Origin of the sequence: Coleofasciculus sp. FACHB-1120 (assembly GCF_014698845.1) — a bacterium.
GTDB lineage: Bacteria > Cyanobacteriota > Cyanobacteriia > Cyanobacteriales > FACHB-T130 > FACHB-T130.
Genome location: NZ_JACJTV010000001.1, coordinates 361,496 through 374,849, shown reverse-complemented (window position 1 = coordinate 374,849; position 13,354 = coordinate 361,496). Strand labels below are relative to the sequence as shown.

Sequence of the window (13,354 nt, the reverse complement as noted above, 5' to 3'; positions counted from 1 at the left end):
AAAGACTGCCGGATTAAGTATCATCTACCTTGTGATTTGTAGAGTTAGAGGTTACTGAATCTCCCCAGTTTTTAGCTAGAGCCAGGACAATTCTGCATGAAGATTTTGGATTCTCAAGGTCGCTTATTCGGCAAGGTGAGCATCTTAGATGTGGGTGCTGCCTTAGTGATTCTCTCCGTTATTGTGGGAATCTTCTTTTTTCCCGGCACCTCCGGTTCGGTTGCCCAAGTCGGTGTTACCACAAAACCCGTAGAAATGGATTTGATTGTCCGGGGTCTAAATGTGCGAGATCCCCAGGCTTTAATCGACCAGTTCCAAAAGGACAAAAAAACGAATATTATCATCCGCAATCAACCCGCTGGACAAATGGAGATTAAATCCATAAAAATCCTGCCGCGCAGCGTGACTGTCCCGCAACCGGATGGTTCTGTCAAAGCACTCCCCGATCCTAGACCCGATTCTTTTAGCACCGATATGCTGATGACTTTCGGTACTAAAGCCCAAATCACCAAGGATGGCCCAGTTGTGGGCAGTACCAAACTCAAAATTGGCATCCCAGTAGAACTAGACGGCTCAGGTTATAACTTCAATTCCACAGTCATTGATATCAGGTTCCCAGACTAATCTTGCGGTAGAGAAACCCACTATCTTTTAAAATAATGGGTTTCTCTGACATTTCTACTTCAGTTCTACTTCAGTAAGTCTAAAAATCGTCGGATCAAGCCGATTGTCACCGCAGGTAGTTCCAGTTGGGGCGTCAATCCTACATCATCGAGCGCCTGAAAAACTCGGACAGCTTGCGGATTTAAAGCTGCCAGCCGCCTGCCAATCTCCGGGCCAGTAAACTCGGACTTTTCTCCCCACATAATGGCAGTAGGCACGTTTAGCTGAGTCATGTACAGGGATAGATCGAAGCATAAGTCTCCCCGAACAAAAGAGAGCGCTGCATATTCCCCATTGGGTTGCTGGGCAGATTGCAGATAAGCATCTACGATTTCCTGATATACGCGACGGCTACGAGCAAATTGCCGCTGTTCTAAGAAACTACGGATGCCACCCTCCGTCGCAACGCCAGTGCTATAGAGCAAGCGATCCAGAATAGGCGTGGCAACGATTTGGGCAAAGAAGCTCCGGCTGTAATTTTCCCCAAAGTCAGACAACCCCGCTGGTGTGGTGAGAATCAGGGACTTAAAAAGATCGGGGCGAGTGATCGCAGCTCTAATTGTAAAAGCAGCTGTGAGAGAAGATGCCACAACGGGTACCGGCTCGTTACAGGTCTGCTCGATGAACTCAATAATTGTGTTGATGTAGTCATCTATCTGGTAATTGCGTGCGGGATGGTCAGACCGACCCCAACCAATTAGGTCGGGTGCAATCACTCGATAATCGGTTGCAAAAGCTGGATAGACTTTCGACCATTCGTAGGCGGATGACCCACCACCAAAGCCATGCAGGAAAACTAACGTGGGCAGATCCTCTGACATGGCTGCATCTGTCGAGCGCCAAGGTGCCCCTTTGGGGGTGTAGTACACCATTCTTCCCAAGGAAGTGACAATCGATTGCATTTCAAAGCCGGGTGGCTGAATCATGAATAAACCTCATTGTTATCGCCACAAGCGCTCATTGTCGCGAATTGTTAAGTGTGAGAACGTCTGGCTAGTGGTTGATTCCTAGCACCCAGTTTCAATTGCCGATGCTGAGTTGAGCTGGTGACTGATACTATTTTAGGTTTTTGCTTTAGATTTTGAATGATGAAACGCTTACATATAAGTAGTTTCAGGTTTTTTCAGGAATTCTTACCGGGTCAACATCAAAACAACTAATGGCACCAAATGCGCCCAGCCTCGCTGGAGCAACAATTTTGGAATTTATTTGCAATTTAAAGGAACGATAAAACAACCGTCTTAAAATTAAAGATTTTGATAGATAGTTATTCCTAAAGACAGATGTGAATTAAGGTAAAAATATATCGTTAGGTTGATAGGATTCCCGCTATGCCAATCTATCCGCTGGTTTTTTCCGCAAAATTAGAAAAAATCAGGGATAATCCAAACGGTAGGGGGTGAAACCCCTCACCGGCTTTCTGCGTATTTAAATAACAGGGTGTGCGATCGCGATGGCAATCGATTATCAGCCAAAGTGGATGGCTGGAACATTTCTTCTAAAACTTCTCTCAAAAGAAAATAAAAATGCGGAATTTTTTGCCTGAGGGAAGAAGCATTACTCGGAATCAGATCGTAAAAGATGCCCCATAAGTCAAGGAGGCTGAATGAACAGAGGGGGGGTTAGTAGCTTCAGGTCGTCACTCCCAAGTGATAGTTCCGTCAAGTCTGGAGATATCTGCGTCGGAGCAATTAAGGGCGATCCAGTTCGGGAAAAAGTACATTCACAGAATGTTATGGCAAAGCAATGCAGTCTTCCGTGGGATGAAATCAGCGACTTGAACGCATCCGCGCCAACAATGGAGTTCGTCGATGGGTCTACCGTTGTCGCTTCTCCTAGCGTGGAGCCACCTAGCGCTGACTCCGGCTTCCCCGTAAATAAGCCGACCTGCGTTCGCCTCAACATGGAAGACTTGAAATGCTTTGACGTGGTGGAGCGCCAGTTTCAGCAATGGGGTCTCACGTTTAGAAATGCGATCGCCCTGCATCCGTCTAACCCCGCTTTCCCCCCCCGATCTGGCACCACCGTCCTCATGGGTGCCCCTAAGAATGGCTTAATAGAAATTTCCTTTCAATCTCCGGTTCGCTATGTCAGTGGCTTTGTCACCAGTTCTCAGCGAACAATTTTATCTGCCTACGACCAGCAGAACCAACTCCTGGCTCGCGCGGAGTTGACAGAGCCAAATCTAGCCGGAACGAATTCTAATGTTCCTCCGAACAGTCAGCTGAGCGTAGCAGCCCCAAATATCTATCGGATCACCTTCTACGCCTTTGATGGCTGTCTGACCGTCGATGACTTGAGCTTTGGTTTGTGAGCGGTCAGGGTTCATTGGTTAGTAGTCATAGGTCAACTCGCTAAAACGGAGGACGAATGACTACGGGCTACGGACTAAAAACTAAAAGTTATTAGGATAGTTAACTCGTTAGGTATAATCTATCTGACTTAAGCAGGAAACTTTCGTGGCACAGGCGTCGTCTTGGCGACAACAACTCGTTAACCAGATCCAATTGGCTCTGTCGCAGAAACAATTAAAAATGCCAGTTCTCAAGCTGTTTCCCCGGTACCCAATTCAGGGATCGAGCAGCTGGCTAGGGGTGAGCGCCGTTGTGGTGGTGATGCTGTTCTGGAACTGGAAGCTCCTACTGGCAACCGGCGCTGGTGTGTTGGTCATGTTGCTGGTTTACCTGATGCAGGAGTGGGACTGGCAAGTACATTGGTCGAGTCTACAACGGTTTTTTAGCGGCTCCAACCGGCAATTAACTCTCGCCGTTGGCAGTGGCGGCATTGCCAGCTTTAGCACTTACATGGCGGTTTCCATCTGGGTAGACTCCGATAGTCCCTGGATTGCCGCCGGTGCAATTCTTCAAGGTCTGGGCACTCTGGCAACTCTGATTCTCTTGGTCTGGCAAATTATTAGCCGTCAATTGAATCGGGATGAAGCTAACCTGAACCATTGGTTAACGGAGCTGACGCAGGTAGACCCTCTGAAGCGTCTGATTGCGGTTCGCCGACTTTGTGCCTTAGTTACAGAGGCTCGGTTAGAGCGGGAGCATCGACGTAGTGTTGCCGAATACTTTCGGCTGATGCTGAATCAAGAACCGGAAGCGGCGATCCGAGATGCGGTTCTCGATGGTCTGCAAGCATTGGAGAGTAACCAGCCGTTAATTAAGGGTAGTCAACCATTAAAGACGCCCGTTGTTTTGAAACGGTCTGTGGCTAAAGTCCGCAGGAAGAATTAAGCAGAAGGAAAAGGAGCCAAGAGACAGGGAAGCGATCGCAAGAGTCTTAATTTTTGCGTTTTAATTCTCTTTTAATTCTCAAACTTGGGTTCTGCTTTTTCCACAGAGGAATCGTTAACTCCCAGCGTCAGCTCTAAAGGCGTTTGGGAGGGATATGCCTTAACAACTTCTCTATAGACATCGTAATTCGTTGGCAATGTAACACTCTGCCCATTGCTGCGATAAGTAATCTGGTAATTCACATCTCGCAAAATCTCTGGCTGGCTTGCCTTTTCGGCAGGTTGCAGCCGCTGTTCAATTTCATCAAGCGTAGGGCGTGGTGGCAGTGCAGACCACCAGAGTTCCCGTTCGTCGGGACCAATTACCGCGCCTTCTGGCTTCTCCCCATTGCGGTTGAGTAAGGAAGTAGAGCCAAAAGTTTCGATTCGCTCTTGATTGCGACCGGGATTGGTCGAGTAACCGACCTTCCAAGTTAAAGTTGTCCGGGCGGTTGCTTCATACTGATTAGTGGTTACAGTGCTGCACCCAGAGAGAGCAAATAACAGAGAAGCTCCCGCTAGTATGGCAAGAAATGGGCTTTGTTGTTTAAATTGACCTTTGAGACTCACCGTCTGTTGACACCCATTAGAAAAACGACATCAAAGAGCAAATGCAGCTAGCTCCGCTATTTCCTATTGTGTACCGAATTCTTCAGCCTGCCTTTCCCCGTTGTCTATGGTCGGGTACTGGAAATTCACGAGCGATCGCTCTCACGTTTGATGATGGCCCCCATCCCCAATACACTCCCGAACTATTGAAAGTGCTAGACCACTATGGCATACCCGCCAGTTTTTTTTGGCTGGGTGTTTGCGTTAACCGCGCACCAGCAACTGCCAAGGAAGTCTACCGGCGGGGTCACTGGCTTGGGCTGCATGGGTACGATCATCGCGCTTTTCCTAAGCTGAGTCCAGCTGACCTCAAACAAAGTATGGAAAAGACACAGCAGGCGATTCAACAAGCCTGTCAACTCGATCCACAATTTATTCGTGACGTTCGACCCCCCAACGGTTTGTTTACACCCCAGACCTTAGATTTATTGCAGCAGTGGAACTATCGACCTGTCATGTGGAGCGTGGTGCCAGAAGACTGGGTGCAGCCTGGGGTTAGCGTTGTCGTACAGCGAGTTTTGCGGCAAGTCCAAAATGGTTCGGTCATTGTTTTGCATGATGGCTATTATGGAGGTCAAGATGTGGCTGAAACAACCGCCCAGCTAGTGCCCCAACTCTTGCAGCAAGGATATCAATTTGTTACCATCGATGCGCTGTGGCAGCAAAGTCAGTTGACCTCTTTAACCTAAATAGGAAATATATTGATGTTCTCTCTGTCACATTTTGGCTCTTGTTGATTAGAATGACGGAATAGAATTCAGCCATTTGTCGCAACCCATCGCCCATAAAGCGTCAGTAGGATAGAGTTGCATTGAAGCAAAATGCGAGATAAAGCAACATTTTCTCTAGTTTTGCCTAAACGTTCATTACTGCTTAGTGCTACTCTCCCCAAACCTTTGACGCTTAACTATAGGCTATTTATAGAAATACAGCGATCAACTGGCTGGAGGCATCACCAAATCAACCAGCAAGTGTTGCTGGTAAATCCTGCAAAAGCTACTTGAAGGAGATGGGATCGGAATGGGTGTATCAATTCCAATCAGATTATCCATTTGGAAAAGCCACTTTGACATTAACTTCATATTTGAAGGTTTAAATAAACCAAAAGCGTGCAAGTTTTGTGAGAAAGGCTACAATCGGAAAGGTTTTGAACACTACCAGCATTAACACCTATTTCAACGCGGTTATCGAACGCTGGCGTTTCACGCGAGCGCATTCTCCCTTTTCTCTCATTTAGCCAGTCAGCAAGCGTTGAAAGCTGGCAAGATAAATGACTGGCTCACTTGTTTTGTAGATTAACTAACACCATCTTCTGGTCTTTAACTGAAGGAGCATGAGGAATTCGGCATGACCCAGGCCAACGACGTACTCGAAATCATCACTCCGCCTGAGAGCGAGTTGGATCTCTTAATTGATGAAGACGCGGATCAAGACGACTTTGTAGACGTAACGCCCGATGAAGACGAAGGTAAGCCTGGTAAGGTCAGTAGATCCCGTCGTCGGGTGCAAACCAAAAAGAAACACTACACTGAGGATTCGATTCGTCTCTATTTACAAGAAATTGGTCGGATTCGTCTCTTACGAGCCGATGAAGAAATTGAACTTGCACGCAAAATAGCCGACTTACTAGAATTAGAGCGTTTGCGCGAGCAACTGATCGAAAATCTGGAGCGGGAACCGCAGGATATAGAGTGGGCTGAAGGAGTCCTGAAATCTGAACGGGTTTGGGAACAACTCGCTACTCAGCTAGGGCGCGAACCGCAACAAGAAGAGTGGTCTAAAGAGGTGAAGAAGCGCCTACCAGCGTTCCGACATCGCCTTTATGTAGGTCGCCGCGCTAAGGACAAAATGGTGCAGTCAAACCTGCGTTTGGTGGTTTCGATTGCCAAAAAATATATGAATCGCGGCTTATCTTTCCAAGACTTGATTCAGGAAGGCAGTCTAGGCTTGATTCGAGCCGCTGAAAAATTTGACCACGAAAAAGGTTACAAGTTCTCCACCTATGCGACGTGGTGGATTCGGCAGGCAATCACGAGAGCGATCGCGGATCAATCTCGCACCATTCGACTACCCGTCCACCTGTACGAAACTATCTCCCGCATTAAGAAAACCACCAAGCTTCTATCCCAAGAAATGGGTCGCAAACCCACTGAAGAAGAAATCGCAACTCGCATGGAAATGACCATCGAGAAATTGCGATTCATCGCCAAATCAGCTCAGTTACCCATTTCTCTAGAAACTCCCATCGGTAAAGAAGAAGACTCTCGCCTAGGAGACTTCATCGAAGCAGATGGTGAAACCCCCGAAGATCAAGTTTCTAAAAATCTCCTCCGGGAAGACCTAGAAAGCGTCCTCGACACCCTCAGCCCCCGCGAACGGGATGTGCTGCGTCTGCGCTACGGTTTGGATGATGGACGCATGAAAACTCTTGAAGAAATCGGTCAAATCTTCAACGTTACCCGCGAACGGATTCGTCAAATTGAAGCGAAAGCTCTCCGCAAGTTGCGCCATCCTAATCGCAACAGTATTCTCAAAGAATACATTCGCTAAACAATCCTTTTTAGCGAGATAACTAAATAGTAGGGGCGGGTTTCTTGACCTGCCCCTACTATTATTTGGAAAACCAAAAAACCGGGAATTCCTAGAGAAACTCCCAGCGAGCTTTTGAGATTGACCAAATTTATAAAACTGAAATAATTACATGAGACCCCAAAAATGAAGCACGCCTTGACCCGTGGTGAGTTCAATCATCATGGCAGCGAGGAAGCCGATCATGGCGAAACGCCCATTCCAATTTTCAGCTTGCGGCGTAAAGCCAATCTTGGTTGCATCGTTGCGGTCTTGATTTTGCATAGTTTTAACTCGATAATGACGTTTTGTTACAATCTTTAAATTAATGTAACCAAATATTTGTAAACGCGCAACAATCTGTTCCATTGGTCAGATGAATTTTGGCTTTGGTGCGAAAATAAAAAGCACTTAGGCTGGATTCCCCATACTGCTGGAGAATGATATGTTGCTAAACGCCTCACAACCGCTAAGCGATCGCCTCGATAATTACTACCACCAGATCAAGGCTGTCATTCTCAATCGTCAAAATCCGATTACGGGTCTGTTGCCCGCTAGTACTGCAATTAACGCCCACGGCGACTACACCGATGCCTGGGTACGCGACAACGTTTACAGCATTCTCGCCGTTTGGGGATTGGCGCTGGCTTACCGCAAAGTCGATGAAGATAAGGGGCGCACCTACGAGCTAGAACAAAGCGTCGTCAAGCTGATGCGGGGGCTGTTGTTCTGTATGATGCGACAGAGCCACAAAGTCGAGCAATTCAAACAAAGCCAATCCCTCCTAGACTGTCTGCATGCCAAATACAACACCAGCAGCGGTGATGTCGTAGTTGGCGATGACGCTTGGGGACACTTGCAGTTAGATGCCACCTCGCTATTTCTGCTGATGCTGGCTCAGATGACGGCATCGGGGTTACATATCATCTACGCCATTGACGAAGTAAACTTTGTCCAAAATCTGGTCTATTACATTGGCAGAACTTACCGAACCCCCGATTATGGGATTTGGGAGCGGGGAAATAAGATAAACCGGGGGAATCCAGAGCTAAATGCCAGTTCGGTCGGGATGGCAAAAGCCGCCTTAGAAGCAATTAGCGGACTGGATTTATTCGGAGTGCGTGGTTCTCAGGCTTCTGTAATTCATGTGCTGCCGGATGAAATTGCCCGCGCCCGCATGACCCTGAAATCACTGCTGCCAAGGGAATCAAGCTCCAAAGAAGTAGATGCGGCTAGCTTGAGCGTCATTAGTTTCCCAGCCTTTGCGGTGGAAAATATGGAGCTGATGGAACGTACCCGACAGAAAATCATCGACAAACTGGAGGGACGCTACGGCTGCAAACGCTTTTTGCGAGATGGACACCAAACTGTTTTGGAAGATACTAGCCGCTTGCACTACGAACCTTGGGAATTGCAACAATTTGAGCATATTGAGTGCGAATGGCCTTTATTTTTCACCTACCTGGTGCTGGATGGCTTGTTTCGAGGAGATATGGAACAGGTTAAGGATTACCAAGAGTGTCTGGAGTTTCTGCTGATTGAGCAGGACGGTTTGCGGCTGCTACCGGAGCTTTATTATGTCCCGGCGGAAAAGATTGAGGCGGAGAGACAGAACCCCCACACCCAACCGCGCCTGCCGAATGAAAATATCCCCTTGGTGTGGGCGCAAAGCTTGTACCTGCTAGGAGAAATGCTGAGTGAAAAGTTAATCGCGGTGGGAGATATTGACCCGCTGGGACGGCACCTGAGTGTGGGTCGGGAAGGAAACCCGATGGTACAAATTGCGCTGCTGGCAGAAGATGAAAAGTTGCAGGCTGAATTAGCAGTCCACGGCATTGCAACCCAGACGCCGCAACAACTAGAGCCGATTCAGGTGCGTCAAGCAACAGAACTCTCAGCGGTTTATACCCAAATTGGGCGGAACGACAAGCTGGGACTCACGGGTAGACCCGTGCGTCGGTTGCGGACTTTAACGACATCAAGGATTTTTCGCATCCGCAGCGAGACGATTGTTTTCTTACCGTCATTTTTGGATCAACAGCAGTTTTACCTGACCCTTGACTACCATTTCTTAGTTGCTGAAATTCAGAGCGAACTGGCTTATATTCAGCGCAATTGGTTTGAGCTAGGGCGTCCTACCATGACGTTGTTGCTGACCCACGCGATGTTGGAAACCGGCTCAGAGGCGCTTCTGGAACTGATGCAGGAGCTAAAAGATGGTTTATGTAATGGGGTTCGGGTGAAATTGGGGCGGCTCAATCAGCTGATGCTGACATCTGGGACACAACGAATTGATTTTCTACACGACTTTGAGTTTACCCAGTCGCCAGTTCAAGATGCGGCGACGCGGCGGTACTACCTGACTAGCCATCCCGATAAGAATGGGCCGTTGGGTAATACTCAAGAATTTATGCTGGAGTGCGAAACCAACTTGGGGTTATTGCTCTCTAGCCTTCGGGAGTCGGAAAACATCTATGAACAAATCGAGTTGTTGCATACCTTGGTGCGGTTGCAGGGATTGGATTTTGATACCGGCTTTGGGGGACCCGGACAGCGAGTGACGGTGGCGGATTTGCTGGATGAAGTTTACACCAAGGCAGGCACCAGCGGAGCGTCCCCCTATTGGACGGTGGTGCGTCATGCTGCTGGGTTACTGAATAAGGTTGATATTGGCTTGTCGGATGCGGTAACGGATATCCTGGTGCGGGGCAAGCAGATTACGGTGGGCAAGGCGTATACTGAGGCGTCGCTGATAGCACGCCCGATGTCTTATACAGAAATTATGGACAAGATCCGCGAGTTCTGTGGGGAGGATATTCGCGATCGCGTCTTCACTCAAGAAATCCTCATTTATCTCGGACTGCTGATCAAGGGGGAACCTCAGCTATTTGACGGTTTGCTGACGCTGCGGGTAGGATATTTGATTCTGCTGTTGACTAGCGAATTGGCGCACGAGTTACGCCTGACTCAGGATGAAGCTTACGAACACTTGATGCAGTTAAGTCCGTTTGAAGTGAGAATGCGGCTGCGCCAAGTATTAGCTGGGTATGAGGGGATGAACCAAGTGCTGCGTCAGCAAGAATCCTTACACGTCAAACAGCAGGAACAGGAGATTGAGTGGGTGGTGCCGGTGGAACCCGATGAGGCAGAGGCACCCACTGCTGGGGGTTGGTTGCGACAGCGACAACTGGACGGGGCGCTCAATCGAGTCCCGAAAGACTTTTATCCCAGCGTCTGGAGACTGCTGAAACACTGCAAAGGTTTGGTAATTGGGGATAAGCTAGAGCGGCGCAATCGTTTGGATAGCCATTTGATTTTGTCGGAAATGACGCCAGGGGAAAAGAATTTTGCCCTGCGGATCGAGCATTTGCTCAATAAGATACAGGCACCGGAATACCGGAAGGTGAATATTGAGGCGTTGATGGAATTGGCAGCGATCGCTCAAGCAAATCCAGAGTTACAAGTAGAAGAATATATTGTGCTAGATGTGCTAATTGGTCATGCCGTGCGCTTGGCTTGGTTGGATAAATTTCCAGAACGAGTAGATCGTTATGACGAGTATAAAGCTGCCGCGTGGCGTGCTTTTTACGGCACTTCCCCTAGAGATTGTGCAAGTTCCATTGTCAAGGCGTTCCGCTTCTTGACCCAATTTGGGCAACGCAGTGCTGCTTAAAGTTGCTTAGATTGTAGAAAAGATTTGAAACGCTCTTAGTACGCAAAGGTACGCGAAGTTAGCTTAATTTCTCTGTGTACCTTTGTGTAAGAAGTAGATATTAGGGTTAAGTTATATGCTTCATTTTTTCGCTAATTTAATATTCTCGAAGTTGGGAAACGCACGCGATTGAGAGGATAGCTATTATGGTGAAATTTGACCCCCAGCTACGCTTACCGACTAGCGATGAACTACCTGAATCCGATGGTCTTCCAGTGGATAATGAACTGCACAACTTAGTTCCTAACTTGCTCAAATCTATTTTAGGGTTTATTTGGGCGAATCGATATGACTGGTTTTTTGGAGTAAATATGGGGATTTACCATACCACAGGTTTAAATCCTAGAGTTCCTATTGTCCCGGATGCTTTTCTCAGTTTGGGAGTTGAGCGCGTTAAGGGAAATCAGTTACGGAAAAGCTATGTAGTTTGGGAAGAAAACCAGATAGTTCCTATTTTTGTTTTAGAAATTGTTTCCCAAACTCCGGGAGAAGAATATGACGATAAAATGGCAATTTATGCCGGATTAGGAGTATTGTATTACGTAATTTATAACCCCAATCATTGGCGCAGAGACCAACAGGAACCATTTGAAGTTTATCGCTTGATAGATGGAACCTATCAGCAGCAAATTGGAGAGCCTTTTTGGATGCCAGAAATTGGTTTAGGAATTGGTCGCAGTATGGGCAATCATCAAGGCGTGCAACGCGAGTGGTTGTATTGGTATGACGAAAGGAGAAATCGGTTTTTAACTCCAGAGGAACAATTAGCGCGTTATCAGGAACGTTTTGGTGAGTTGCCAGAATAGCATTGGCAAAAGATTGAGTTAATTTATGTTTCAAGCCACTCGTCGGCGTCTGGCTATTTGGTATACGGCTGTCACAGCGGTACTGTTACTGCTATTTGCCACTGGGGTCTATTTGTATGTCCGCAACACGCTGATTGAGCGCGTGGATGACACCCTCAATCATGTAGTGGAAGTGGTGCAGCGATCGCTCGTGATTGAAACCGCCCCGAATGGCAATTCCTCCGTCAACGTTGAAGCAAGTTTTCGCAACAATGCAGAAGCCGCTGAAGACGACCACATCGACCTAGAGTGGTTTAGCCCTACAGGAGAATTACTCTGGTCAACTCTCTCGGAACCTTTAGATATTCCCATTCATCTCAACCGCACTGGTGAAACCGTGCCGGTCGTTCGGGCTTCCTGGCAAGGGATTTTAGACTCGGAATTTTGGTCTCCGACCAGGGAAGCAACGAAGGACTCCAAGCTGCTTTTGCGACAGGTGACACAACGAGTGCAAATGGGGCGTCAGGTGCTGGGATATCTGCGCGTGAGCCATCCCTGGTTTGAGGTTGCCAAACCGACTCGCTTGTTGATGGTCGATTTGATTTTTGGCACCGGATTTATGTTGATTTCTGTGGCGACTAGCGGCTGGTGGCTTTCTGGGTTGGCAATGGAACCCGTGAGAGAGTCTTACCAACGGCTTAAACAATTCACCGCTGACGCCTCCCACGAACTGCGGAACCCGATTGCGATGATTCAAACGAATGTGCAGGTGGCGCTGGACGATCCCGACCTACTAGAGGCATCTGGAGCGGCACCTATCCATTACCGACAACAGATGAAGGTTGTAGAACGGCTCACCAGACGTTTAGGGCGTTTAGTGGACGATCTGCTATTTCTGGCGCGGCAGGATAGTGGCATGAAACAACGCACTTGGGTTCAAGTTCACCTTGATGCCTTGTTGATGGAAGTGATTGAAGAACAACAGCTAGTCGCTTCTGAGAAAGGCATCAAGCTATCTCTCGATTTTGGATTGCCGATTTTAAATATGGGCATGATTGAGGAAGAATATCTCCCTTCCCAAATTCAAAATCCCAAATTTGAAGAGGATGTCTTTGCTATTGAAGGTGACTGGGATCAGCTAGCGCGTCTATTCACCAATTTGGTCAGTAACGCCCTGCAATACACCCCAGCGGGGGGTAAAGTTGATGTGAAATTGCAATGGGTCGATGCCATGAATCGTCTCCCGACGAAACGCCACGGGATGCCCCATCTGCAAGTCAGAGTCAGCGATACTGGCATCGGCATTCCAGAGTCGGCACTGCCCCACATTTTCGACCGATTCTATCGAGTCGATCCAGCCAGAACTCATATCGCGGGAAATACAACGGTAACGGGATCTGGATTAGGGTTAGCGATCGCGCAGGCAATTATTGAAACTCACCAAGGTCATATCCAGATTGAAAGCATTCTCCATCAAGGTACAACCGTTACCGTCACTTTACCGGCAGACACAGAAGAATATTAGGCAGGACAAATCTATTCATCTTTCATCCCTCTTCGTGCATCCTTCCGAAGACTCTACTTTAGAAATGCTTCCCCTGGCAGATGCAGGGATCAAGCTTGACCTACTAATTTCTTGAATAGCGGCTAAGGCAATTTAGCCAAATTTAGACCCAAAAGTGGTTTTGAAACTCTCTTTGAGTTTCAATTTCTCTACTCGTTATATACGAGCGCTTTCTT

General features: G+C 47.8%; 11 protein-coding genes. 8 read left to right on the top strand and 3 right to left on the bottom strand.

From position 1 onward, the window contains the following. Positions 1 to 96: 96 nt before the first annotated feature. Positions 97 to 624, top strand: coding sequence for a DUF4330 domain-containing protein (locus tag H6H02_RS01590; RefSeq protein ID WP_190813959.1), 528 nt, complete (start codon positions 97 to 99; stop codon positions 622 to 624). A 65-nt stretch (positions 625 to 689) separates the two neighbouring features. Here the strand turns inward: H6H02_RS01590 and H6H02_RS01585 are convergent, their stop codons facing one another. After that, the gene (locus H6H02_RS01585; protein WP_190813957.1) at positions 690 to 1,589 is read right to left on the bottom strand and encodes an alpha/beta hydrolase; all 900 of its coding nucleotides are present in this window, start codon (positions 1,587 to 1,589) and stop codon (positions 690 to 692) included. A gap of 680 nt (positions 1,590 to 2,269) precedes the next feature. Between H6H02_RS01585 and H6H02_RS01580 the strand changes: the two genes are divergently transcribed. Together H6H02_RS01580 and H6H02_RS01575 are read left to right on the top strand one after the other, a co-directional pair. Continuing rightward, positions 2,270 to 2,977, top strand: coding sequence for a hypothetical protein (locus H6H02_RS01580; RefSeq protein ID WP_242040499.1), 708 nt, complete (start codon positions 2,270 to 2,272; stop codon positions 2,975 to 2,977). 145 nt (positions 2,978 to 3,122) lie between these two features. After that, positions 3,123 to 3,902, top strand: coding sequence for a hypothetical protein (locus tag H6H02_RS01575; protein ID WP_190813955.1), 780 nt, complete (start codon positions 3,123 to 3,125; stop codon positions 3,900 to 3,902). Between the two features lie 71 nt (positions 3,903 to 3,973). Here H6H02_RS01575 and H6H02_RS01570 read toward each other — a convergent pair whose 3' ends face one another. Next, positions 3,974 to 4,465, bottom strand: a complete 492-nt coding sequence (locus tag H6H02_RS01570; RefSeq protein WP_190814227.1) for a hypothetical protein — start codon at positions 4,463 to 4,465, stop codon at positions 3,974 to 3,976. 86 nt (positions 4,466 to 4,551) lie between these two features. Here H6H02_RS01570 and H6H02_RS01565 point away from each other — a divergent pair, with 86 nt between their 5' ends. Together H6H02_RS01565 and rpoD are read left to right on the top strand one after the other, a co-directional pair. Beyond that, positions 4,552 to 5,238 (top strand): polysaccharide deacetylase family protein, encoded by a 687-nt coding sequence (locus H6H02_RS01565; protein ID WP_190813953.1) that lies wholly within the window; start codon positions 4,552 to 4,554, stop codon positions 5,236 to 5,238. Between the two features lie 658 nt (positions 5,239 to 5,896). Beyond that, positions 5,897 to 7,099: an RNA polymerase sigma factor RpoD gene (gene rpoD, locus H6H02_RS01560; protein ID WP_190413446.1), complete on the top strand. Its 1,203-nt coding sequence runs from the start codon at positions 5,897 to 5,899 to the stop codon at positions 7,097 to 7,099. 147 nt (positions 7,100 to 7,246) lie between these two features. On the opposite strand, the gene H6H02_RS01555 is transcribed toward rpoD, so the two are convergent. After that, positions 7,247 to 7,402 carry a chlorophyll a/b-binding protein gene (locus H6H02_RS01555; protein ID WP_190814225.1) on the bottom strand — a complete coding sequence of 52 codons (156 nt, stop codon included), beginning with the start codon at positions 7,400 to 7,402 and terminating at the stop codon, positions 7,247 to 7,249. 160 nt (positions 7,403 to 7,562) lie between these two features. Here H6H02_RS01555 and H6H02_RS01550 point away from each other — a divergent pair, with 160 nt between their 5' ends. From H6H02_RS01550 to H6H02_RS01540, 3 genes are all read left to right on the top strand, one after another. After that, positions 7,563 to 10,790 carry a glycoside hydrolase family 15 protein gene (locus tag H6H02_RS01550; RefSeq protein WP_190813951.1) on the top strand — a complete coding sequence of 1,076 codons (3,228 nt, stop codon included), beginning with the start codon at positions 7,563 to 7,565 and terminating at the stop codon, positions 10,788 to 10,790. A gap of 185 nt (positions 10,791 to 10,975) precedes the next feature. Next, positions 10,976 to 11,635 (top strand): Uma2 family endonuclease, encoded by a 660-nt coding sequence (locus H6H02_RS01545; RefSeq protein ID WP_190813949.1) that lies wholly within the window; start codon positions 10,976 to 10,978, stop codon positions 11,633 to 11,635. Between the two features lie 25 nt (positions 11,636 to 11,660). Then, positions 11,661 to 13,139 (top strand): HAMP domain-containing sensor histidine kinase, encoded by a 1,479-nt coding sequence (locus H6H02_RS01540; RefSeq protein ID WP_190813948.1) that lies wholly within the window; start codon positions 11,661 to 11,663, stop codon positions 13,137 to 13,139. Positions 13,140 to 13,354: the final 215 nt, after the last annotated feature.

Bases quoted from the DNA above. Each gene is read 5' to 3' on its own strand.
- H6H02_RS01590 (WP_190813959.1), top strand. From the start codon at position 97: ATGAAGATTTTGGATTCTCAAGGTCGCTTATTCGGCAAGGTGAGCATC.
- H6H02_RS01585 (WP_190813957.1), bottom strand. From the start codon at position 1,589: ATGATTCAGCCACCCGGCTTTGAAATGCAATCGATTGTCACTTCCTTG.
- H6H02_RS01580 (WP_242040499.1), top strand. From the start codon at position 2,270: ATGAACAGAGGGGGGGTTAGTAGCTTCAGGTCGTCACTCCCAAGTGAT.
- H6H02_RS01565 (WP_190813953.1), top strand. From the start codon at position 4,552: ATGCAGCTAGCTCCGCTATTTCCTATTGTGTACCGAATTCTTCAGCCT.
- rpoD (WP_190413446.1), top strand. From the start codon at position 5,897: ATGACCCAGGCCAACGACGTACTCGAAATCATCACTCCGCCTGAGAGC.
- H6H02_RS01555 (WP_190814225.1), bottom strand. From the start codon at position 7,402: ATGCAAAATCAAGACCGCAACGATGCAACCAAGATTGGCTTTACGCCG.
- H6H02_RS01550 (WP_190813951.1), top strand. From the start codon at position 7,563: ATGTTGCTAAACGCCTCACAACCGCTAAGCGATCGCCTCGATAATTAC.
- H6H02_RS01545 (WP_190813949.1), top strand. From the start codon at position 10,976: ATGGTGAAATTTGACCCCCAGCTACGCTTACCGACTAGCGATGAACTA.
- H6H02_RS01540 (WP_190813948.1), top strand. From the start codon at position 11,661: ATGTTTCAAGCCACTCGTCGGCGTCTGGCTATTTGGTATACGGCTGTC.